19 protein-coding genes are annotated in these 22,834 nt (G+C 49.1%); 9 read left to right on the forward strand and 10 right to left on the reverse strand.

From position 1 onward, the window contains the following. Positions 1–34: 34 nt before the first annotated feature. From IC230_RS22060 to IC230_RS22070, 3 genes are all read right to left on the reverse strand, one after another. Positions 35–2,329 (reverse strand): efflux RND transporter permease subunit, encoded by a 2,295-nt coding sequence (locus IC230_RS22060; protein ID WP_191041235.1) that lies wholly within the window; start codon positions 2,327–2,329, stop codon positions 35–37. Between the two features lie 166 nt (positions 2,330–2,495). Then, positions 2,496–2,990 carry a hypothetical protein gene (locus IC230_RS22065; RefSeq protein WP_191041236.1) on the reverse strand — a complete coding sequence of 165 codons (495 nt, stop codon included), beginning with the start codon at positions 2,988–2,990 and terminating at the stop codon, positions 2,496–2,498. Then, positions 2,987–3,553: a hypothetical protein gene (locus IC230_RS22070; RefSeq protein WP_223860774.1), complete on the reverse strand. Its 567-nt coding sequence runs from the start codon at positions 3,551–3,553 to the stop codon at positions 2,987–2,989. Before IC230_RS22070 ends, IC230_RS22065 begins: the two co-directional genes overlap by 4 nt. A 95-nt stretch (positions 3,554–3,648) precedes the next feature. On the opposite strand from IC230_RS22070, the gene IC230_RS22075 reads away from it, so the two are divergent. Next, positions 3,649–4,899 (forward strand): DegT/DnrJ/EryC1/StrS family aminotransferase, encoded by a 1,251-nt coding sequence (locus tag IC230_RS22075; RefSeq protein WP_191041237.1) that lies wholly within the window; start codon positions 3,649–3,651, stop codon positions 4,897–4,899. A 56-nt stretch (positions 4,900–4,955) separates the two neighbouring features. On the opposite strand, the gene IC230_RS22080 is transcribed toward IC230_RS22075, so the two are convergent. From IC230_RS22080 to IC230_RS22100, 5 genes are all read right to left on the reverse strand, one after another. Then, positions 4,956–6,119, reverse strand: coding sequence for an AraC family transcriptional regulator (locus tag IC230_RS22080; RefSeq protein ID WP_191041238.1), 1,164 nt, complete (start codon positions 6,117–6,119; stop codon positions 4,956–4,958). Positions 6,120–6,149: 30 nt separating this feature from the next. Continuing rightward, positions 6,150–7,406 carry an MFS transporter gene (locus tag IC230_RS22085; RefSeq protein WP_191041239.1) on the reverse strand — a complete coding sequence of 419 codons (1,257 nt, stop codon included), beginning with the start codon at positions 7,404–7,406 and terminating at the stop codon, positions 6,150–6,152. A 199-nt stretch (positions 7,407–7,605) separates the two neighbouring features. Continuing rightward, a complete protein-coding gene (locus IC230_RS22090) occupies positions 7,606–8,442 on the reverse strand; it encodes an ROK family protein (protein ID WP_191041240.1) in 837 nt (278 codons plus the stop codon). Positions 8,443–8,487: 45 nt separating this feature from the next. Further along, complete coding sequence (locus IC230_RS22095) at positions 8,488–9,051, reverse strand: DUF3841 domain-containing protein (RefSeq protein ID WP_191041241.1); 564 nt, start codon at positions 9,049–9,051, stop codon at positions 8,488–8,490. 101 nt (positions 9,052–9,152) lie between these two features. Further along, positions 9,153–11,735, reverse strand: a complete 2,583-nt coding sequence (locus IC230_RS22100; RefSeq protein WP_191041242.1) for a family 20 glycosylhydrolase — start codon at positions 11,733–11,735, stop codon at positions 9,153–9,155. Positions 11,736–11,895: 160 nt separating this feature from the next. Here IC230_RS22100 and IC230_RS22105 point away from each other — a divergent pair, with 160 nt between their 5' ends. The 8 genes from IC230_RS22105 (at position 11,896) to IC230_RS22140 (ending at position 21,360) form a co-directional block, all read left to right on the forward strand. Beyond that, the gene (locus tag IC230_RS22105) at positions 11,896–12,993 is read left to right on the forward strand and encodes an acyltransferase family protein (protein WP_191041243.1); all 1,098 of its coding nucleotides are present in this window, start codon (positions 11,896–11,898) and stop codon (positions 12,991–12,993) included. Between the two features lie 248 nt (positions 12,994–13,241). Further along, positions 13,242–14,507 (forward strand): L,D-transpeptidase family protein, encoded by a 1,266-nt coding sequence (locus IC230_RS22110; RefSeq protein ID WP_191041244.1) that lies wholly within the window; start codon positions 13,242–13,244, stop codon positions 14,505–14,507. Positions 14,508–14,783: 276 nt separating this feature from the next. Continuing rightward, positions 14,784–15,329: a hypothetical protein gene (locus IC230_RS22115; RefSeq protein ID WP_191041245.1), complete on the forward strand. Its 546-nt coding sequence runs from the start codon at positions 14,784–14,786 to the stop codon at positions 15,327–15,329. A gap of 316 nt (positions 15,330–15,645) precedes the next feature. Beyond that, a complete protein-coding gene (locus tag IC230_RS22120; RefSeq protein WP_191041246.1) occupies positions 15,646–18,432 on the forward strand; it encodes a TonB-dependent receptor in 2,787 nt (928 codons plus the stop codon). A gap of 39 nt (positions 18,433–18,471) precedes the next feature. Continuing rightward, positions 18,472–19,689, forward strand: a complete 1,218-nt coding sequence (locus tag IC230_RS22125) for an MFS transporter (protein ID WP_191041247.1) — start codon at positions 18,472–18,474, stop codon at positions 19,687–19,689. Positions 19,690–19,713: 24 nt separating this feature from the next. Continuing rightward, the gene (locus IC230_RS22130) at positions 19,714–20,265 is read left to right on the forward strand and encodes a carboxymuconolactone decarboxylase family protein (RefSeq protein WP_191041248.1); all 552 of its coding nucleotides are present in this window, start codon (positions 19,714–19,716) and stop codon (positions 20,263–20,265) included. Positions 20,266–20,392: 127 nt separating this feature from the next. After that, positions 20,393–20,950, forward strand: coding sequence for a carboxymuconolactone decarboxylase family protein (locus IC230_RS22135; RefSeq protein WP_191041249.1), 558 nt, complete (start codon positions 20,393–20,395; stop codon positions 20,948–20,950). Between the two features lie 224 nt (positions 20,951–21,174). After that, entirely contained in the window at positions 21,175–21,360 is a 186-nt protein-coding gene (locus IC230_RS22140) for a helix-turn-helix domain-containing protein (protein WP_191041250.1), read from the forward strand. Between the two features lie 86 nt (positions 21,361–21,446). On the opposite strand, the gene IC230_RS22145 is transcribed toward IC230_RS22140, so the two are convergent. Both IC230_RS22145 and IC230_RS22150 read right to left on the reverse strand, forming a co-directional pair. Next, positions 21,447–22,013: a carboxymuconolactone decarboxylase family protein gene (locus IC230_RS22145; protein WP_191041251.1), complete on the reverse strand. Its 567-nt coding sequence runs from the start codon at positions 22,011–22,013 to the stop codon at positions 21,447–21,449. Between the two features lie 60 nt (positions 22,014–22,073). Further along, positions 22,074–22,829: a murein L,D-transpeptidase catalytic domain family protein gene (locus tag IC230_RS22150; protein ID WP_191041252.1), complete on the reverse strand. Its 756-nt coding sequence runs from the start codon at positions 22,827–22,829 to the stop codon at positions 22,074–22,076. Positions 22,830–22,834 lie beyond the last annotated feature (5 nt).

Below are 22,834 nucleotides of genomic sequence, written 5' to 3' on the forward strand. Positions count from 1 at the left end.
GACGGGACAATCTCTGAAACTTACAGGTTGATTGTCAGACGCGATACCGTTTTAAGGTCAGTAGAAGAGCAGGTAACAAAACCAGATTGGTAAGGCACGCCATAAGAACCGTAGTGGCAACCAGTACACCCAACGCAGCCGTACCCCCAAAACTCGAAGCCGCAAAAACGACGAATCCACCGGCCAGAATCAAGGCCGTATAGATCAGGCTGATTCCGGTTTCGTGGATGGCCTTCGTTATGGCCACAGGAGGTTCAGCACCAAGCTGAAGTTGCCGTCGATAGCTGGTCAGGAAATACACCGTACCGTCAGATGATAAACCGAATGCAATGCTGAAAATCAGGATCGTTGACGGCTTGAAGGCAATGCCGGTAAACCCCATGATCCCCGCTGTTACCACCAGTGGAATCAGACAGGGCAGCTTGGACAGCAGAATGATCGGAATTGACCGGAACAGGATCATGCCCACCAGCGCAATCAGGAGAATGGCAATCAACAGGCTTTCGTACAAATTACCCAGCAGATAATCATTGCTTTGCAGGAAGACCAGACTATGTCCTGTCAAGCTCACTTTGTAGGGCGTACCTGCGAACAATGAATCCAGCCTGGGCCGTAGCTTCCCCATCACTGTCTGCAACTTAATGGAACCAATATCAGCCATCTGGTAGCTCACCCGCGTAACCTGCCGGTTCGAATCCAGAAACGAGTTAACCATCGGGGTTTTACTGCCACCCAAGGGCGCATCGCCCGCCAGTTTCTTTAGCTCCATGGCGGGCGGCAGGACGTAGTATTTCGGATCACCACCCCGGTACATCTGGTACGCAAAACGTATCGCATCGACCAGTGAACTGGGTTTTGAAAACTCCGGATACTGCGCCATAATCCGTTCCATCGCCCGCACTTTGTAAAGGGCCCGACCAGCCTCTGAAAATACGCCATTCGGTTGTCCTGTATCGATCATTACTTCCAGAGGAAGCGCGCCTTTGAACTCCTTTTCGATAAACTTCAGATCTGTGTAGACCGGGTCGTTTTTCGGCAAATCGTCTACTACGTACCCTTCAACCCGAATCAGAAATAAACCAATTGAGCTGATCACCGTAATGACGGCAACGGTTCCATAAATCAAACCCCGACGGTTGTGTACCAGATAATCGACCCGATTGAGCAGACCACGCCATTTACCCCCCTGAAGCGTTTGCAGACGAGCCGCTTTGGGAACGGGTAAGTAGCTCAACAGAATCGGTACCATCAACAGGCAGATCACATAAACGAGCATGACGCTGATTGCCGCAACGACACCGAATTCGACCAGTAACCGGCTGTTGGTGAAATAAAAAACGCCGAAACCAATGGCTGTCGTTATGTTCGCCAGTCCCGCCGATACGCCGATCTGCTCGATAGTCGTCTCAAGTGCCTGTTGTTTGTTGCCATGACTGGCCAGTTCTTCGTGGTATTTGTTGACCAGAAAGACGCAGTTAGGTACGCCAATGACGATCAGCAACGGCGGAATCAGGCCCGTCAGCAACGTGATTTCATAACCGAAAAGGGAAAGCGTTCCGAGTGCGCACGCTACGCCCATGGCAACCACCAGCATTGAAATCCAGACGATTCGGCCGGAGCGGAACAGAAGCGATACGATTAAGGCCGTGGCCGCAGCAGCCAGACCCATGAATAACTTCATTTCGCCCGACACCTTTCTCATGACCTCCGTCCGGATCGACGGCATGCCTGAATAATGGAGTTCGATCCCGTTTTTCTGCGCGAATTGCTGCCCGTAACTTCGGATTTTATTGACCCAGAGTTGCCGTTCTTTCGAATTGAGCTTCTTCTCATCGAAGGAAATGGCCATAAGTGTCGATCTTGACGCAGGATTGAAGAGCAATCCTTCATAGAACGGCAATGACAGCACCTTTTGCTTCAGACTATCGACTTCGGCCTGGGTGGTCGGACGCTTCGTGATCAGTGGCTTGATTGACCAGGATGCATCCTGCCGTTCGAGGGTAAAAAGGCGGGTAGTCGATAGTACCTGTTTCACACCAGCCACTTTACCGACCTGCTCAGTCATGTCGTACCAATCCTGATAAACGGGTAGGTCGAACCAGCGATCATTTTGCCAGCCGATCACCATCAGCGTACCATCGGCACCAAATTGCGTTCTAAACCGATCGTATTGAATTTGCGTCGAATCCGATGCGGGCAACACGCGGGCAACCGTGTAGGATAACTGAATTTTGGTGCCGAAATAGGCCATTACACCGGTTAGCAGGACTAAGAATCCTAACCAGAAAAGTCGATAAGAAAGAATAGCGCGGGCTATTGTAGACCACATACGGAAAGAAGTTAAATACAGAAATTGTTTTGCCAGATCAGACTGATTGCTCCGGCTAACAATGGTTAATAGGCTGGCTCAGCAGAACAACGAAATGGAGCGGATTAACAGATACATCTGGCCCAGAGACGTTTCAGTGGAGATCGTTTACAGTCAAAACGTACCGTCAGGGGGCGTTGATGGCAATCTGATGCTCGAAGATCAGGTGAAGGATCTCAAAAATGAAATGAGATTGCTGTACAGACGTAGTGGTGTACAGACGCCAGATTTTGGGAAGAGCGTAGCGACTAAATGGGAGAAAACCTGTGGAAGTCGTGAAGACAAATCCCGGAGAAGGATAGACCAGAGCCGCGTGGGTATGGACAGAATCCGTCGGTAACGAATCCATCTCATCCGTTTCCTGAAAGAACGACGTAGAGTAAAGAAACGTTTGGCGCTCAGCTACGGATTTTATTACGGTGGTCCGACCCTGAAGAGACACCAGCAGCCAGATGGCCAATAAGCTACTTAGCCATGATGATTCCCGCCGTATGTATGGACTGACATTTCCCATAATAACCGGTAAAGTACGTTTATTTTCCCGGCTTTTGTGCTGTCGGATTCGTAAATCTGATCGGTTAAAACTCGAAACCGTAACCTGGCTATTCTTGGAAATAGTCAATTCGCAGACTGGGCTATGATAACAACATCCTGTGAAGATGACTGATTGGGACTGGTTGAGGAATCAGCAAGTGGTATCAATACTCCTCCACCTACTGTCCGTTCGGAGAAGAACCCTGTGAATTGCCCTACCCGGCCTTCATAGATAGTAGGAGGAGAGGTCTTTAGCGAAAATTGGTAATCATAGTTGGTTAATTTGACAAAAACCTCCTTGCTGAAAGTAGATTGTCGACCATTTCGCCGGTAAGAGGTTTTGATGACTGATTGGTCCGACTCTATAGCCTCAATCGCTGTAGTGAAGTTGTCAACACCAATCTTGTTGATTCCAGGCTTAAAATCTGTAGAGCCTGACACTAAGGAGAAGAGTGTATCACCCGATACGACGTATGCCGTAACCAGATACCATCCCGAAGCTCCGGCTGATACACCCGTAAGCCGTTCGTCGGGCTGACAGCTTAGTAAGCCAACGAAAGCGAAAAACAGAAGTAGCTTATGGACAGATATAAAGTTTATATCTTCAAAAGTCTTTTTAAAAAGATGGGGCCAACGTAACGATAACTGCAAAGCAAGACTCGTCGGATTAAAAATAGGCAAATTTCAGTAGCCCGAATTCATCTGGACTTCGTATTAGAAAAAGACACTCTGCATTTCTGAACGTAATGAACAAAGCAATATCGGTTGATCAATTAGCTATACACGGTGGCGACCCGACGGTTAAACGAACCTTTCCCTGGCCGATTTTTGACGATCAGGACGTACAGGCTGTCGCCGACGTAGTGCGGAGCGGCCAGTGGGGAAATCCCGATTGTGGGGATGCGGTTGCGACTTTTGAGCAACAGTTTGCCGACTATTGCGGTAGCAAATACGCCGTTAGCTGCGTCAATGGTTCAGTTTCACTACGTTTAGCGTTGATTGCCTGTGGAGTACGTCCGGGAGATGAAGTGATTGTACCACCGTATACATTCATTGCTACGGCCTCGGTCGTGCTGGAAGTGAATTGCGTCCCCGTCTTTGTGGATATTGATCCGGATACGTATAACATCGACCCTCAGAAAATTGAAGCGGCCATTACGGAACGAACCCGCGCTATCATTCCGGTTCATTTTGCCGGATTATCTTGTGACATGAACGCGATTTTAGCCATTGCCCAAAAACATAATATGCGCGTCATTGAAGATGCGGCTCACGCACATGGTGCTGAGTATAAAGGCAAAAAGCTGGGTTCCATTGGCGATGCGGGAAGTTTCAGTTTTCAATCGTCCAAAAACCTGACGAGTGGCGAAGGTGGAATTGTGGTTACCAACAATGAATCTCTTTATCAGATGATGAATTCGCTACGGAACGTGGGCCGATTGCCGGATGGCCAATGGTACGACCATTTCAATCCCGGCTGTAATTACCGGGTTACGCAATTGCAAGCCGTCTTACTCTCCGAACAACTGAAACGACTCGACGAGCAAACGCGGATACGTAACGAAAACGGTCTTTACCTCGATCAGTTGCTTGCTGATATAGAAGGCGTTACGTCGTTAAGTAGGGGAGACGTAGCGCTACGTCATTGTTATCACCTTTATATTGTCAAGTACGATAAAACCAAATTTGGGTATATTCCGAAGAAAGAATTCGTGTCTATGCTGGCAGCGGAAGGCGTTCCGTGTTCGGCGGGTTATCCGCATCCGCTTTATAAGCAACCCCTTTTTCAGCAAAAAAACTGGCAATGTTACGCTATTCCCGATTCTGTAGCTTACACGCAAGTAAACTGCCCTGAAGCCGAACGCGCCTGTGCCGACGAAGCTGTCTGGATTTTTCAGCAAGCCATGCTCGGCACACGTAATGACATGGAATCGTTTGCCGAAGCGATCCGCAAGATTAGGAGAGCAATGTTGAATGTTGTGGAGTCGGGTTCTTAAACCCGACTTTTCAGGTTCGCAAATACGTCGGGTTTAAGAACCCGACCTCACGACGATCATTTCCCCGCCAAGTACCGGTGTCGATATTCCAGAGGAGTGCACCCCTTGATCTGCTTGAACTGGCGGGCGATATTTTTAGTATCGCTGAGACCCAGATCCATCGCGATTTCAAAAACAGTCAGATCCGTTTCCAGTAATTTTTTCGAGAATTTTTCCATCCGCAGGTTCTGGATGTATTTGTAGATCGGGTAACCAATGACCTGTTGAAACCGCATTTCCAGTGATCGTCTCGATAAGGGAACCTGCCTGACAACCTCATCGACCTGAAGATTCTTGTCGATGTTCTGGTGAATGTATTTCAACGAGGAGGCAATGTATTCGTCGTGCGTGGCATAGATATCGGTCGACTGGCGGGTGATGACCTGCATTGGCTCGACGATTATGTCATAGAACGTATCGATGTCCTTACGAATCAGATGATCTAGTAATTGAGCCGCATCGTAGCCTCCTTTTTCGGCGTCCTGCATGATACTGGACAGCGGTGGGTCCGACAGTTCGCAGAGCATTTCGTCGTTATCGACGCCCAACACAGCCACTTCCTCCGGAATGCGAATGCCCGAATGCCGACAGGCCTCCGTGATATGCTGGCCCATCCGATCGTCGCAGGTCAGAATGGCAATGGGTTTGGGCAACGACGACAGCCACTTGCTCAGCGAACTGGGTTTGTAATACCACAGATCGCTCGAACTGTATTCTTCATGTTCAAAATAATGCACGGTATAGCCCGATCGTGAAACGCGCTCGTCAAATCCTTCGGCTCGCTCCCGTGACCAGACGATGTGTTTAAAGCCATAAAATGCGAATTGCCGAAACCCTTTTTTTAGAAAGTAATCGGCCGCCATCGCCCCGGTTGCTACGTGGGCACCCGTAATGTTCGGAATCTCCGTGAACCGTTCTTTAAAGTCCTGTGCAATGACCGGAATCCCCGCCCGAACGATTTTCTCGACACTACTATCGTTATACAACTGCCCGATAATCCCATCGGCTTCCCAATCGCGGGCCCAGTTCAAAATACCATCAACACCCAGCGTTTCGCGGTGAAAAAGCGGCATCTGGCAAAACACCCAGGGGCCGTGCTCGCGGGCATATTTAGTGATGCCTTTCAACAGACTCCGGCTGTAGTCTTCCGCAAAGTCGATAAGCAGGATGATTTTGTGCATAGATCTGCCGGTCCGCCGGTGCGGTTCTAGTTACAAGACAGGCTGGGCTTTTGTGCTCTTCCGCTTAATCGTTGCATTATTGACCAATGGTTTTGCCCAGAGACCGATACTGAAAATATAGCCTAACGTAATGAGCATGACCAGCATTGCCAGACGTAGTCCGACGAGTTCAGCGATGCCGCCAATGACAAGCGGCACCAACGCACCACCGACAATGCCCGTACACAAAATACCGGAAAAGGTGCCATGATGCTGCGGTACTGAATTGAGCCCCAGCGAAAAAATAATCGACCACATCACCGACGCAAAGAAACCCGTTCCCGGTAGCGCATACAGCGCCCATGCTTTCGGCCCGAACAGACCCAGCAGCAGACAACTAATGGCTCCGATAGTAAACAGCATCAACACCCGGCGACTATCGGCGATTTTCAGGAGTACTAATCCGAGTACGCACCCGATGGTCATCAATCCCCAGAAATAAGCCACTACGGTCGCGCCGGTCGTAGCTGGATCAACGCCGTGGTATAGTTGCAGAAATTTAGACATCCAGTTTGCAATTCCCTGCTCCGTACCGACATACGCGAAAATTCCGGCGAAGAAGAGCAAAACAGTTTTGTTCCGTAGTAAGTCCGTAAACGCACTGCCAACTTCTATCTTTTCCTCTTCTTTGAAGGTAACAACCGGGAATCTGATTACGGCAACGACAACGATCATCAGGAGTGTTGTCAAGGCAAAGACCCAGTACAGAGAAACCCATTCAAAATGGAGCGGTACCACCTGGTTGAGCAGATCAATTAGAAAAGACGTATCGTTTGTGTGGACAGTCTGAACAAAGTGGCTGTACAATAGCGGGCTAAAAAAGGAAGCTGCCCCCGAAAACAGCTGAGCCAGTACCGAATTGAACGCAAAATGTTCTTCACCACCCGCCACTCGTAACAATGGATTGATGGCTACCTGCAACATGGCCATGCCTACGCCAATTGAAAATAAGGATACGAGTGCGACAGAAAACGTGGGCAGTAAAGCGAAGAGTAGCGAACCCAGAAAGGCCAGCACGAAGGCGCTGATGAGCACCAGTTTTTCCCGGTATTTTTCGACCAGAAGCCCCGAGGGTATGGAAGCGCTGTAGGCCACAAAAAAAGCAAATGGGAGAAAGCCCGCCAGTCCAATACTTAACCTGAAACTGTCGACCAGATCGGGAATGATTGGCCCCAGAATGTTGGTCAAGAACGAAATGACGAAGAAAATGAGCATGATAAGCCCGACAATCAGTACATTACGTTTCATAGATGGTTTGTTTTATTGTCCATCTTTGACAAAGTTCTAAACTTTGTCAAAGGTCTGAAATCCCATTGCTTTCTTGGTATGATAATAGCGGCCGACCGTATGGTTCCGGTGGGAGTCATACGGTCGGCCTATTGTATCTGCTTGTACAATCAAAAGAACTTGCTTAATGACGTTCTGTACCGCGTTACCGACCTTAAACTTACACCAACTGCCGTACCAGCGCAGCCGCACCCAGCAACGCAATGTTCTCGTTTTGTGATTGGAAAATCTTCAAGCGACGTAACGTAACGGGATAGGCAAAATCAGCCATACTTTCCAGCATCGAAGCTTTGAAAAACGGATAGGCTTTGGCAATGGACCCACCCAGCACAATCACCTCGGGATCATACGTGTATAGTACAGCTTTAACCGCATTGCCAAAATGTTTACCAAATTCAGACCAGAGAGCCAGCGCCTGCTTACCCCCCAAACGAGCTGCCTGGTGCGTATCCAGAGCGGTCGTTCCATGAATAGCTTCGAAAAAATGCGTGGAGGCATAGGATTCAATGTTCTTGTCGAGGTAAGGCAATAAGCCAATTTCCCCGGCTCCGCAATTGCTGCCTACGTATAGTTGATTGTCGATAATGACGCCGGAACCAAGGCCCGTGCCGATAGCCATGCCAACGACTGAGCTGTAGCCTTTCGCCATGCCAAACCGGTGTTCGCCGAGAGCAAAACAATTAACATCGTTATTGATAAAAACGGGCAGGTTAAATTCATTTTCCAGAATATCCCGCAAGGCAACTTCCTCCCAGGACGAAATATTCGCTACGTTATAAACAATGCCCCCTTCGATATCGACCACCGACGGTACGCCGATACCAATGCCACTAACGGCGTAATTGGTTAGGGGTTTGATTAACGCAATCAGTTGCGATAACGTAGCGGGAAGTGATTCTTTTTGTTGTAAGGCTCGGTTGATCTGATGGGTAATGATGTCATGCTCCACCAGGCCAACCCGCACATTTGTACCTCCTAAATCAACCCCGATTGTCATGGTAAAAGCCGTTTGTATGAATAGTTTCTACTACATCGAACATCGTTATACTCTTTCTTTTTCATTGTAACTAAAGTCATTTGGTTTCAAATTCAGCTCCCGAATTTCCTTTACCCACTCTAATTTTAAGTAGGGTAATGTTGCCTGAATGGAATCATAGCGTCTGAAGTGCTTCTTCCCGGTTGCAAATAGCTTAGCGACCATTTCACTGTCAATCTTATCTTCTTCTCTGGGATAGAAAATATCAGACAACATAACATTCCACATACCATAATCCGATAATAGCGCCAATGACGCTGGGCACTCAAATTCTATTGTCTGTATGCCTTCTTCCAGGTCCCTATCGCTCAGTAAACATCTGGCATCGACTAACGTTGGTACCTGTTCATATTTAGTACACGAGTGCCAGGCCCATATAGGTGAATATTGATTACAATCTATAGTATTGTTCGCCATTTGTTTTACCATCCATCGGTAAGCTCGGATGAAATAACCTGTTTCTAAATACCTGTCCCAATTTGCCTGAAGTATTCCTTTGCTTTTTAGCTCATGTATTGATTGGACAGACTGAAATGTCCAAAGCCTGTATGTCTTTTCCGGCTTTACCATTGTTAGCGATACGTCTCGATTCACAACTGATTGTCTTTTTTTAATGTGTTATAGACTTAGTCGCAAAAGCATTGGAAGTGGCGAACGCTCATCTTAAATCATTAAGGGGCAATGGTAATTGATCGACTCGACCGACCCGATGCATCGAAACTCTTCAATTTTACCATTCCCGTTACCCTAACGGGTTTTTGATAGTGCGTCGATTGGGCCGTCGGTTCGGAACCATTGGTCGTATAACGGATCACTAAACCCGGTAACGCTACGTTAGCTTTTAGGGTATCGTTTCTGACTACTGCACCCGGACAGGGTATCCGGTAGTTATAGCCGCCGTTTAGTTTGGCCAGCCGGGGCAACTCCTTCTGCGCTAATGTATTGGCAAATATGTTCCAGCCCTGACGCATCGATTTTTCACGTACTGATTTACTTTCGATGGTCTCCCACGGACGCTCGGCTGCCCAGGCACTTTCGGCAAAGCCCAGCAGTTTCGGTAGAATGTCGTATTCGGCCATGTCGCGACCTTTCACGGTTTCGCTCCAGAGTTGCGATTCAATACCCCGAATGTTTTTGCGGGCTTCGGGCTTCATCTTTTCCAGTCCCGAGAAATTCAGCGGTTTGCCCATGGCCGTTTTGAATGTCGTTTTGAACATATCGAACGGCGCAAACGCCCAGTTATGCCACGTATCGACGTAGCCCGCCCAGTACAGACCCGGCTCCAGGGGATCATTGGTATAGGCCATGTCGAAGTAGAAATTCGATACGTTACACAACACCACCGGATACCCCGCATTAGCCAACCGGTTGCCCAGATCAAGATCGAACAGATTATTCCAGACATACGGCACGACGTTACGGCCCACAAACTCGGGATTCGGCAGGTATTTGCCGTCGGCTGTTTTGTTCAGGGCTACTTCTTCCCAGCCGTGTACTTCCAGTTTTCGCTTTGCCAGCCGTGGCAGAAGTTTCCGGAAAAAATAGGTCTGTAAATTTTTCGGGTCTTTAATCGTCGGATTCTGGGCAATCAGCTTTGCCGCTTCCGGCGATTTTGTCCAGACACCTTCCGGTACTTCGTCACCACCCGCGTGCATGACGTCCATCGGCACGCCCGCTTCTTTATACATTTTCGTGATCTCGTCCACGACCTTTTCGTAGAAATGATACGTTGATTCGCGACCCACACTCACTACGTTATCGGTATAGCCTTGCGCCGATTCATAAACCGATTTATCGTTGGGATCGATCAGCTGGTATTCGTTGGCTTCCTGCTCTTTCCCTTCGTTCATCAGCCGCTGGTAACGCGCTTCCATGGCTTTAATGGCGGCCCGGGCGTGACCCGGAAAATTCAGTTCGGGAATTACTTTGATGTGACGTTCCTTCGCATATTTCAGAATCTCGATGAAATCCGCTTTTGTGTAAAATCCGCTGCCGTATTTGCCTTCGTCATACGCCTTTGGGCCTGATCCATACGCCGGGTGCATCACAGGCGTATTCTTTCCCGAGGTGTGTTCCCGTTGAGCGCCAACCTTTGTCAACTCGGGCAGACCGTCGATTTCGAGCCGCCAGCCTTCATCTTCGGTCGTATAGAATAGAAAATGATTGATTTTGTAAAACGCCAGCAGATCCAGAATTCGTAGGATCGTTTCCTTCGTCTGGAAGTTTCGGCTCACATCAAAATGCATACTGCGGAACGGGAAGCGGGGCGCATCGTCAATCTGCGTGTAATTAAGCGAAATATCAGCTGAGGGATTCAGATAGGATTGAACCGGAATCAAGGCCAGCAGACTTTGTATGCCGTAAAACACACCAGCCAAATCGCTCCCGATAATACTAATTCCCTTGTCATCGATACGTAGCTGATACGCTTCTTTTGTTACGCTATTCGTGTTTACATTGCCTATTTTCAGCGAAATACCCTTCGTCGTCGAAGCGCCATTGGTAATTGAAAAATCTTTGCCAGTCAGGGATTTGAGCTTCTGAGTCAGAAAACGGGCTTCGCTTTCGAGCGCCTTGTCGGCATAGATTGCCAGCGATGAGTTCAATGTCAGGGTTCCTTTGCCCGTAGTAATCTTGGCAGGAGAGGGGATAATTTTCAGAAGTTGATCGGATGGAACCAGCGAAACGGCCAAGTTGTCCTGATACGTGTTTTCGGGGGTTGGTAGTGGCATCAAATCGGATTTGCCCCGTAACAGCTGTTCCTTTTTTGTAAACGGCCGGACGGTATAGTCGGCAATCTGAACAATATTTTCTTCTTTGCCAGCCTTGTCGTAGTAAACAATATACAGTCCCATAGGCGCATCGGTAACCTTGTTCACGGCCTCGGTTCCTTCGTAATCAATTGTAGTCGTCTGACCTGCCGGAAGCTGGAAACCTTTGTTGGGCGTCAGCTTATACCAGTCGCCATTGATGTGCTGAACCATGGCTGGCTGGGATGTTGCAGACGGTAGAATTGGCCGGGGCGACATATTGAAAAACAGTGCCCAGTTGGCATCGGTCAGCGTTTCGTTACTATTGTTTTTGAGCGTAAACTGGGCTTTAAACCCATTCGGCTTATCGGTGAAGTTGGTGAGTAATTCCCACGACACAGCAATCTGCAGCGAGTCGGCCGTGGCTTTCTCGCTGGTACGCTGGCAACTGGTTAGAAAAAAGAAAGAGAGAACGCCGAAAAAAGCATAAAGGCCAATACGCATAAACGGGTAAGATTTGGGGCTTTGCGGGTAACGGCCATAATACGTTCATCACTACGAATAACAACCGGATGGCAATGAATTACTTCTACGTGACTACGTATTAATAGCCCTTATAGTACGCAAATCAGTACTAAAAATACCATCGGCTTATACGTTTTTAATGACGATTTCACCCAACCGACTTATTTCGTTGGATGCGCTACGTGGATTCACTATCGCAGCGATGATCGTGGCTAATTTTCCTGGTAGCGAGAAGTTTGTCTATTTTACGTTACGTCATAGCCAGTGGAATGCGCTATCTTTTACGGATTTGATCGCGCCGATTTTCCTCTTCGTCGTTGGCGTTTCCATCGCCCTGGCTTATACCAAATACGTAACGCAGCACCGACCGAAAGGCGGATTGTACCGGAAGATTGTGATTCGGTCACTGAAAATTTTTGCTGTGGGCATGTTCCTGAATCTGATGCCTGATTTCGATATGACAACGATTCGCTGGACGGGCACGCTGCACCGTATCGCTATCGTTTTTCTGGTTTGTAGCGTCCTGTTTCTCAATACAACCTGGAGGCAACAGGTCTGGATTGGGCTCGTTACGTTGATCGCCTACTGGCTGGCTATGACGCTGATCCCAACACCGGACGAAGGAAAAGTTATACTGGAACCCGGTCGGAATCTGGCGGCCTGGCTCGATCGGAAATACCTTCCCGGACGGATGTGGCAGGGAACCTGGGACCCTGAGGGAATTCTCAGTACGTTCCCCTCCGTCGTAACGGGCATGACGGGCATGCTGGCTGGCCGGTGGCTGCTCAGTTCCGCCAGTTCGCTCGAAAAAATTGCCTGGTTGATGACAATTGGATTGTTTTCGGCGATAGCGGGCTATTTCTGGGGACTGACCTTTCCGGTCAATGAAAATCTCTGGACTAGTTCGTTCGTGCTCGTTACGTCGGGTTTTGCGTCGATGCTGCTGGGGGCGCTTTATTTTCTGGTCGACATCGAGGGGCATACCGACGGCATTAAACCCGGCATTATTTTCGGCGCCAATGCCATTACGGTCTACGTACTGGCCGATCTTTTCGCGCTCTTCTTCTATCGGATGAAAGTTGGGAGTCTTACGCTAAATGAATTGGTCGTGCATAGTCTTAGCTCCTTTGGTCTACAACCCGAACTGGCCAGTTTATTGTACGCGCTCTTCTTCGTTTGTATCAATTTTATTCCGGCTTACCTTCTGTATCGGAACAAGGTATTCGTTAAGCTGTAGTGGCGCTGTGGTGTCGGGTTTGAGAACCCGACACGGCGAGATTCCCCTAACCCGCGGACCGTATAAAAACGAACTTTTATCTAACTGGGTCGGGTTTGAGAATCCGATGCCACAAAAACACATAACCCGTTTTCGCAGAAGCTTTGAATATCTCATCGCATCAAACAGTTCTGCCTTTCCATCGTTGGTAAATAAAGAGACGTAGTTTAGTTACTGGCTGGTGGAGAAAGGATACGTTACAAATAAAGATGGAAAAACGGAGAGTTGGAATTATAGTAGCGGTGGTGTTGAGCCTGGGTATCCTGGTTTATTTTGGTTGGCAGTACGTTACCGATAAAGCGGCTCGACAAAAGCAGGAACAGGCAGATAAGGCAGCTCGACAGGCTGAACTTGCGGCCCGAAAAGCGGCCGAAAAAGAGGCACGTTTAGCGCTGGCAAAAGCGATTCAGACGTTACACCGGGCTAATCAATACGCTGACTCTGTTGGTGTTGATACCAGTCGCTACGTAGTACGAGCCAGTGCTAGCAAAGGTCAGGTTGATACGTTACTGACGCGGGTACTGACGGAAATTCGTTACGGTAAAAAACCATCAGATCTCGCGTTTAGTGGTCTGAAAGACAAACTTGATTCAGCCTGGATACACAACCCGGAAGCGGCTATTGAACCCGAATCGCTAGCTAAATTGTCGGCATTTGGTCCGTATACCAAGCTGGTTGGTTACTACAATCAGATTCGGAAAGAGTCTGGTAAAAATTCAGCTACCAGTGATTCGCTGCGTCTTATTCGGCATACGCTTAATTTTTACCGATACATCAATCGCTTTAATCCCGAGCAGTTTGTGCTGGTCAATATTCCGGCGGGTGAACTCAACGTGTTTGATAAAACGGGTCAACGTCTGTTGCCCATGCAGGTGATTGCGGGTAAGCCCGATCGGCAAACTCCCCTCATGACGACTTACATTCAAAACATTGTGATGTATCCGCAGTGGAACGTACCGCGAAACATTGCGCTGGAAGAAATGCTGCCCCGCATGAAACGAAATCTGGCGTACCTGACCAGCCAGAATCTTGAATTGATTGATGATAAGGGCCACGAGGTCAATCCCGAAAAGGTGAATTGGAAAACGATTTCCGAGACTAATTTTCCGTATCGTGTTCGGCAGGCGTCGGGTTGCGACAACTCGCTGGGGTTATTGAAATTTAATCTGGCGAATCCGTTGGCAATTTATTTGCACGATACTAACAGCCGCGATCTATTCACCAAAACTACCGACCGCTGGCGGAGTCATGGGTGCGTGCGGGTGCAAAAGCCTGTTGAGCTGGCGAATCTGGTACTGGGCGAAGAAGCGTTCGACGACAAGTTTATGAAAGAATGTCTGTTGCATCAGAAACCCCAGACGCTCCCCATTCCGAAACGGTTTCCTGTATTTATTACCTATAACGTTGCTGACATTGATGAAAGTGGAAAACTACGTTTCTACAAAGACGTTTATGCTACTCCTACCGGTAATTAGTGCTTTCCCCGAAAATCAGTCAGTTTCTTCCTTGGTGCTGTCGGGTTCTTAAACCCGACTCAGTAAGGTTTCTCAAAACCTTGCGGTTGAGGACGAACTCGGGTTTGAGAACCCTCGCTGGGTCAGTTTTAAGAAACTGACCCCACTGTATGTTGATTACAACGACTTTTCCCTGTTTGAAATCGGTTACTTTGTCGTCAAATGCCGGTTTTAATTGATTTTGTCTGATTTTGGGATTTAATTTGACGAAAATTACTCTTGGTGATTTTCTGAACGGTGAAGAAGGTCGTTTCATTTGGATTGTTTCTGTTGTTGCTTGCTCATGTGCTGGCCCACGTTATTACGGGGGTAAGCGCGTGGTGGCAGGATGAGCATGACCTGTCGAAACGATTGCTGGTGTATCGCTCTGTCGATAGCATTGTCGAATTTCAGATTCCACTGGTCAACAAAACAGACGGCCAGAATATTGCGCACACCACGGCAGACGGGTTCAGCCATCGGGGGCATTATTACAATGTCATTAGTCTGGATGTCCGGGGCGATACGCTCTACATTGCCGGACTGGAATCGGCTAATCATTCGTTCTGGCAGGAAGATTTACTTTCATTTCTAAATGATCACGTTGCCACCAATCCCGACGCCGGACGAAAAGCCAGCCAGATACTGAAATTTCTGCTGAAAGAATATTCCGCCAGTCCAGCCATTTCCCTGAACTTCCCGATTGGCTTCTGGCGTGAAACAGTACGGGTACCTGATGCCCCGTTTACGTTCCTGACTCGCTCAGAACCCATGTATTCCCCCCCTCCGGAGCAAACGGCTTAACAGTCGGTTCAGATCACTATCAGCCATTGAATGTGGCTGTATGCGTGCCGTATCTGGCAACGAATAGCTCATGCATGTAGGTTTTAACGGATTCGTTCGTGGCTCAGCCGTAACGATTGTTCGGGCTACTACGGACTATATCGCGTATTCTCATGCGCTGAGTTAGTGATCTGGCAAACGACCACGCTTGTCTTTTTTCTCAATGTACACCGTGTTGGTTGACTCAGCTTAGTCTGTCTGCGTCAATCCTAAAGCTGATGCATGCAATCTGCTGGATGCGCGTGCTTCGTTCAGATGTACTTTATAAATCCATTTCATGAAAACTATTTACATACACATACTTTTTGTGGTGTTCTTGTCGGCTGTCTTTTCGTCGACTGCCTGGGCACAAAAAACACAACTCACCGGAACGATAACCGATACTGAAACGGGCAAACCACTGGCTGGCGCTACCGTAATACTTAAAGGTGGTAAGCAGGGAACCGTTACGGATAACCAGGGCCGGTTTAGCCTGTCGGTGTCTGATGCATCGCCTAAAGCAATTACTGTATCGATGATTGGTTATGATCGCCAGGAGGTGAAACTTTCTGATAACCAGGGATTAGCTATTCAATTGCGTTCGTCTTCCGAACAACTCGATCAGGTTGTTGTGGCGGCTTCACGGGTCGAGGAAAGTATACTACGTTCGCCGGTGAGTATCGAAAAACTCGATGCCCGGGCTGTTCGGCAAACACCGTCGGCTAACTATTTCGAAGCGCTTAACAACCTGAAGGGTGTAGACATGGTGACCAGCGGACTGACGTATCGCCAGATCAATACGCGGGGCTTTAACTCAACGGGCAACAGCCGGTTTCTCCAATTGGTCGATGGTGTCGATAACCAGTCGCCGGGATTGGGTTTTTCGGTCGGGAATTTATTGGGCGTATCGGATTTGGATGTAGAGTCTGCCGAGTTAATTCCGGGGGCGGCCTCGGCGCTTTATGGCCCGGTTGCCTTTAACGGCCTGCTCTACACGAAAACCAAAAGCCCGTTCGATTATCAGGGATTAAGTGTACAGCAACGTACCGGCGTTAACCACGTGGCTGATCCAACGGGTGATGGTGCCAAGCTCTTCTCCGAAACATCGGTGCGTTACGCCAAAGCCTTTAGCAACCGGCTGGCGTTTAAGCTGAATGCTTCGTATCTGAAAGGGCGCGACTGGTACGCTGCCGATTACACGGATATTGACCCCAATACGAATCCAGAACAACGTGGTGCCAATAACCCTGGCCGGAATGCCCTGAATATTTACGGAGATGAAGTTGCGCAAACCCTAACAGGAATTGGCCGAGTGTCGCGAACGGGTTATGCGGAGAAGGACTTGACCAATTATGACGTATACAGCCTGAAGTTAAACGGCGCCCTTCATTACCGGATTACCAATTCGATCGAAGCGATTTACGCGATTAATGTTAGTCAGGGAACGGCGAATTATACCGGTAGCAGTCGGTTTATGCTGAACGATTTCCGATTGACACAGCACCGGCTCGAACTGCGCGGCAAAAACTTTTTCGTTCGGGCCTATTCAACTGCCGAAAACTCGAATAACTCGTACAACACCCGGTCCCTTGGGCAACTCATTAACCGGACCTGGGTGCGTGATTTGAGTGGAAACGTAGTGACGCCAGATAAAGCCGACGCTACGTGGTTTGAACGCTACGGTGCCGCATTTAGTGGGAGTATCCAGGGCGTAGCGGGGCAAAACAATGATGCCGCTCGTGCCTTTGCCGATCAGGGGCGTTACGTACCGGGTTCCGCTGAATTTGACCAGGAGAAAGATCGGTACATTCACATTGCGGGCTTGCAGGGCGCGGGCGTGCTGAGTCAGAGTAAGTTCTATCATGTAGAGGGGCTGTACGATTTTTCGTCTCATCTCCCGGCCATAAGCCTTCAGGCGGGGGGAAACGTACGCTATTACGCGATGGAAACGAACGGTACGTTGTTCGAGGATAAAGTCAACAAAGTGCGAGTGTCGGAATTTGGCGCGTTTGTTCAGGCGTCGAAAACGCTGCTGTCGGATAAACTGAAAATTATGCTGTCGGGGCGCTACGATAAGAATCAGAACTTCGCTGGCAATTTCACCCCCCGAGCTTCGGCCGTATTCTCGCCAAACGATGCGCATCATTTTCGGGCCAGTTACCAGACTGGTTTTCGTAATCCTACCGTTCCCGATCAGTTCATTAAGTTGAACGTAGGACCCATTATTATCCTGGGCGGAGCACCAGCCAATTCGGCGGGATTGAATGCTTATGAGAATTCCTTTACGTCGGCTTCGGTTGGTGCCTTCGGCGCAGCCTTTGGGCAGGATCTGGCAGCAGGAACACCGTTTCCACAGGCGGTAGCGAAGAATAAAGACAAACTCGTCAAATCGAACGTACCGTATATCCGGCCTGAGCAATTGCAGTCGTTCGAGATTGGCTATAAAGGTTTATTAACGCCAAGATTTCTGGTCGATCTGAGTTATTATCACGGTCAGTACCGCAACTTCCTGATCAATCAGGTAGTCATTAGTCCAAAGAGTGATGTGTTGCTTGCTGATGGAAGTGTCAACCCTGCTGCCGCAGCCGACGTGTTGACGGCTGCCAATCGACAGGCTTTCCAACTGTATACCAATGCGGCTGACCGCGTATCGACGGATGGTGCCAGTGCTGGTCTGACCGCTACGCTGAATCGGGATTATCTGCTGAATGCCAATGCGACCTGGGCGCAATTCAATATTCTGGATGCGAACCCAAACAACATTCCAGCCTTTAATACGCCCCGTTTTAAAACCAACGTAGTACTGAGCAATGACCGAATAACTGATCGGGTTGGGTTCAGTATTGCCTGGCATTGGCAGGAAGCGTTCGACTGGTACGGTACGTTCACCGAGAATCGTCCCGGTCGTATTCCGTCCTATTCACTGCTCGACGCGCAGGTTAGTTACCGGGTTCCCTCGCTGAAAACGACACTCAAATTGGGGGCTAGTAACCTGGCGAACAACTACGTCGTGCAGGCGTATGGCTCGTCGGCCGTTGGTGGGCTGTACTACCTGACGTTGACGTTTGATGAACTAATGCGCTAGGTAGCAAGCAAATGATTTTCTGTTAACCAATTCAAAACTATGAATCAGGTACTTATGTCTCCTATTCCAGAAACAACTGATCGGGCGGACTGGCGTTCGTTTAGTCTTTGTTTCGCGTGTTACGTGCTGGGCGGTACTGTATCAACGTTGCTGTCGGTGTTTTTGCCGGTCATTTTACCCGATCTGGGCGCTGAGGGTTCGTCGGGTGCAGTGCTGAATGCGGCTTTTCTGTATGGATGGGTTGGGGGAGGGCTCGGGTTTGGTCTGATTGCCGACCGGGTTGGGCGGGTGCGGGCGCTGACGTTGGCTACGGCATTGGTCGGCTTCTTTACGTTGCTCAGTGTCTGGTCTACGAGTTGGCCCATGCTGGCCGGTTTTCGCTTTATGGCCGGCATGGGCGTTGGCGGAGTGCTGGTCGTTACAACAATTTACTTGTCGGAGATCTGGCCCGAACGCGGACGACCTGTTGTGCTGGGTTTGCTGGCAATGTCGTTTCCGGTGGGCATTGTACTGGCTGGTAGCCTGAATTTACTCGTCGCACAGTGGCGTCAGGCCTTTTGGTTGGGAACGATACCGCTCGTGTTAGCGCTTTTAGTCGTCAATTGGTTACCCGAATCGACCCGTTGGCAAACCATCCGGCAAACAACATCGACTCGTGACCAGTCGCTTTGGCAACCCCAGTACCGAGTTAATGTAGTTCAGGGATCAATCATTTTCAGTGCGGTATTGATTGGGTTATGGGCCGTTTTTTCGTGGACACCTTCCTGGGTGCAGACGCTCTTTACCAGCGACGTCGACGCTCGTCAGGCGCGGGGTTTAACCATGATGCTGTTTGGTATGGGCGGTATTCTGGGCGGGGCTTTGTCGGGCTTCCTGGTAAATCGGTTTGGTATGCGAACGACACTGTTAGCTACGTTTGCTTCGTGCTTGCTGGCCTGCTGGCTTTTATTTGGCACGAATCGGGTGTTTTCGCCCATAATTTATGCTGAAACGGCTTTGCTCTCGCTCTGCTTTGGCGTTAGTCAGGGGACCTTATCCAGTTTTATTCCCCTGTTGTTTCCGATTGCCATCCGGGCTACAGCTTCGGGGTTTTGCTTTAACATCGGGCGAATCCTGACCGCAACGGGTGTGTTTTTCGTCGGCTCACTGGTCACTGTATTTGGCGGCCTTGATAAGGCGCTGATTTTTTTCTCGCTGACGTTTGCCCTGGCTTTCATTGCTACGTGGTTTAGCCGTCAGGCAACTTCATCAAATTAATTTCATCGTTAAGATTTACTGCAAATGCCTCATATCCAATTAACCGAAGGTGTTCCCGGAATTCGAAGCCTCGTGATATACCGTCCTGATACAGGTAAGCCGCTTTATGAACTGGCGCAGGTGTTGCTACGTGGCGAATCGCCCCTGAGTCAGGCGGAACGCGAATTGATTGCCACCTACGTATCGGCACAGAATAACTGCAACTTCTGTACGCAAAGCCACGCGGCTGCAGCTCGGGCGCTATTTGGTCCTGACCGCGATGTGGTTGATTTTACGCTGAGCGAATACGAAACGGCGCCGATTTCGGAGAAACTAAAAGCTTTGCTTGCCATTGCGGGTCATGTTCAGGCAGACGCTCGTACAGTCAGTGAGGCCGATGTGGCCCGCGCCCGTGAACACGGAGCCACCGACCGCGACATTCACGACACGGTTTTGATTGCCGCTACGTTCTGCATGTTCAATCGCTACGTCGATGGACTGGCTACGTTGTCGCCTAACGATCCGGCTGTTTATGAGCCAATGGGTGAGCGGCTGGCTCAACAGGGTTATGCGTTGCCAGCAAGCAACCCTACCTGACGATTCTAAAACAAAACCGGCCGGTTCAGGAGCGAATCGGCCGGTGAAAAACTTTCATAATAGGTTGGTTTATATTCCCCACCTGTTTTACGGGTGGGGATATATTGAACACGAAACAAATCAAACAATGGCACATATCCAATTACCCGAAGGATTACCCGGTATCCGGGGACCAATGGCTTTTAGCCCGGAAACGACGAAGCCACTTAATCTGCTTGTCGATCAACTTCTTTGGTCGGCAGACAACACCCTGAGTCAGGGTGAACGCGAACTGATTGCGACCTATGTATCGTCGGAAAACGATTGTCAGTATTGTCAGACAATTCATGGCGCGATTGCCAGCCAATGGCTTGGCGATACCGACTGGAGTCTTGTTCAACAAGTAAAACAAAATCCGGAAACGGCACCGATTTCGGAGAAAATGAAGGCGCTACTGGCCATTGCCGGGAGCGTTCAGAAGGGCGGGAAGCACGTAACGCCAGAACAGATTGAACGCGCCAAAAGTGTAGGTGCGACAGACAAAGAAATTCACGATACGGTTCTGATCGCTGCGGCTTTCTGTATGTTCAACCGCTACGTCGATGGGTTAGCTACGTGGATGCCGGACGATCCGTCATTTTTCCGGCAACGGGCTGTGCTCGTCTGCGAAAACGGGTATTCAGCTGCCAATCCAAAACCCGTTTGAGAGCCGTAAGTTAATTGATCAGACAGTTAAACAAGACTACCAGGATGTCTGATGAATAGAGTTTTTTCTTCGAAATAATTACTCATCTAACTGGAAATATATAGCTGGTTCAGCACATTTAGAACGAATATTTTGTTTAACTAATATAGCAGTATGGTTAAACAAAAGATTTTGTTTTAGGTAACCCTGATCTGTTAAGATTGAATATTCAAACCAGTTGAGTCATGCCGAAAGTAGTCGAAGGAACCCTGTTTTATACGATTCCAGAAGCCGCTCTGGAATTACACATTACCGTTGGGAAATTGAAAGGCTACTTAGATCAAAGTAGATTGGTTAGCGAACGGATTGGTAGATCGGAATTGATCCGGGAGCAGATTTTGAGAGCCTATCTGGCCAAACGGGAGCAGTAAGTGCGATGAATAAGGAAGTACTAAAAAGCTCTGGTTATAGTCTTCACAACTGACTATAACCAGAGCTTTTTAGTTATAAAAGTCGATCAGGCGTTGGCCTTCAAATGATCGTACCCTTGTTTGAGTCGGTTATATCCGTGGGTTGTGATGCGCTCGCCCAGATAGGTGTAGAACGCTGGATCGGTCGGCGTCACGCTCGCCAGTCCATCAACGTATTTGTTGTACAGACAGAATAGAGCGGCAATTAGCACCGTATCATGAATCTCCCGATCCGTAGCGCCAGCAGATTTAGCCCGGTCAATGGCCTCCGGTGTTACGTCCCGTCCGCTTCTCTGCACCAGGGCTGCTACGTTCAGCAACGCTTTCATCTTGTCAGAGACGGGGGCAGTTTCGAAGTCCTGTTTGACGAGTTCGCAGGTTTCGGATTCACCTAACAAGATATTGGCTGCGGCTGTGTGCGCGGTCATACAGAACCGGCATTCGTTCCGATGTGATACTAACGTAGCGATCAATTCGCGCTCACCCTCGGTTAGGGTCGATTCACCCCGGAGGAGAAGTTGAGTTAGCTCCCGAATGGGCTGCGCTGAATCCTGCCGGTATTCGAGCAGGCCGGTTATACCCGGTAAATGGGCTTCAAGTGGAATATGAGGCATAGGAAAAGGAGTGTTGTATGCGGTCAGACTGGCGTACCAGTGGGTACTTGCGCTAATGGGCTAGAATCGCGGATTCCCACCCACACTACTTTGCAACGATGCTATCTCTGTTTGCTCCGCCAAATACGCTGACTTGGCTAAATAATCCGTATTCGGCGAATACACGAACAGGCAGGAGCCGCCTTTCACCGCCTGGATGATGCCTTTTGAATCGGCATAAGGAACGGCTGGGCAACCCTGGCTACGGCCTAAGCGTCCCGTTTTGCGAATGAAATCTTCACAGACGTAATCCGCTCCGTGCAGCACAATATTTCGGTTATAAACATTGTCGTTGAAGCCTTTTTCCAGCCCTTTCAATTGCAACGACAGGCCGTGTTTGCCCATGTACGTGTTGAGCGTCTGGTAAAAACCAAGACTGCTCTGGAACGAGGATTGCTTATTGGAGAACCGTTCGGCAACCAGATCGCCGGAGTTCTGCCCGTGAGCAACATACGTATTGAAAAGTAGTTTTTTCTTGATCAGGTCAACCACATACATCCGTTTATGGGTAGAAGGCTGGCTAAGATCAACAATCGTTAGCGTAGACTTGTCCGGGCTCACTCGTTGCCAACCCCGTAGCGCATACTCAAAAACAGACTTCTGCAAGCCGGTCTGACTTAGCTGTAGCTGATCGTACACGTCGAGATAAGGAATGAACTTTTCGTGTTTGGGCGCCGGAACTGGCTTGACGACGGTAACGTTACGGTTGGATTTGTATCCGGTACTGACGAAATAAATAAGGGCAACAGCAACCAGAAGCAAAAAAACATTCTTCATACTTG

The organism is Spirosoma validum (genome assembly GCF_014699035.1).
Taxonomy (GTDB): Bacteria; Bacteroidota; Bacteroidia; order Cytophagales; family Spirosomataceae; genus Spirosoma; species Spirosoma validum.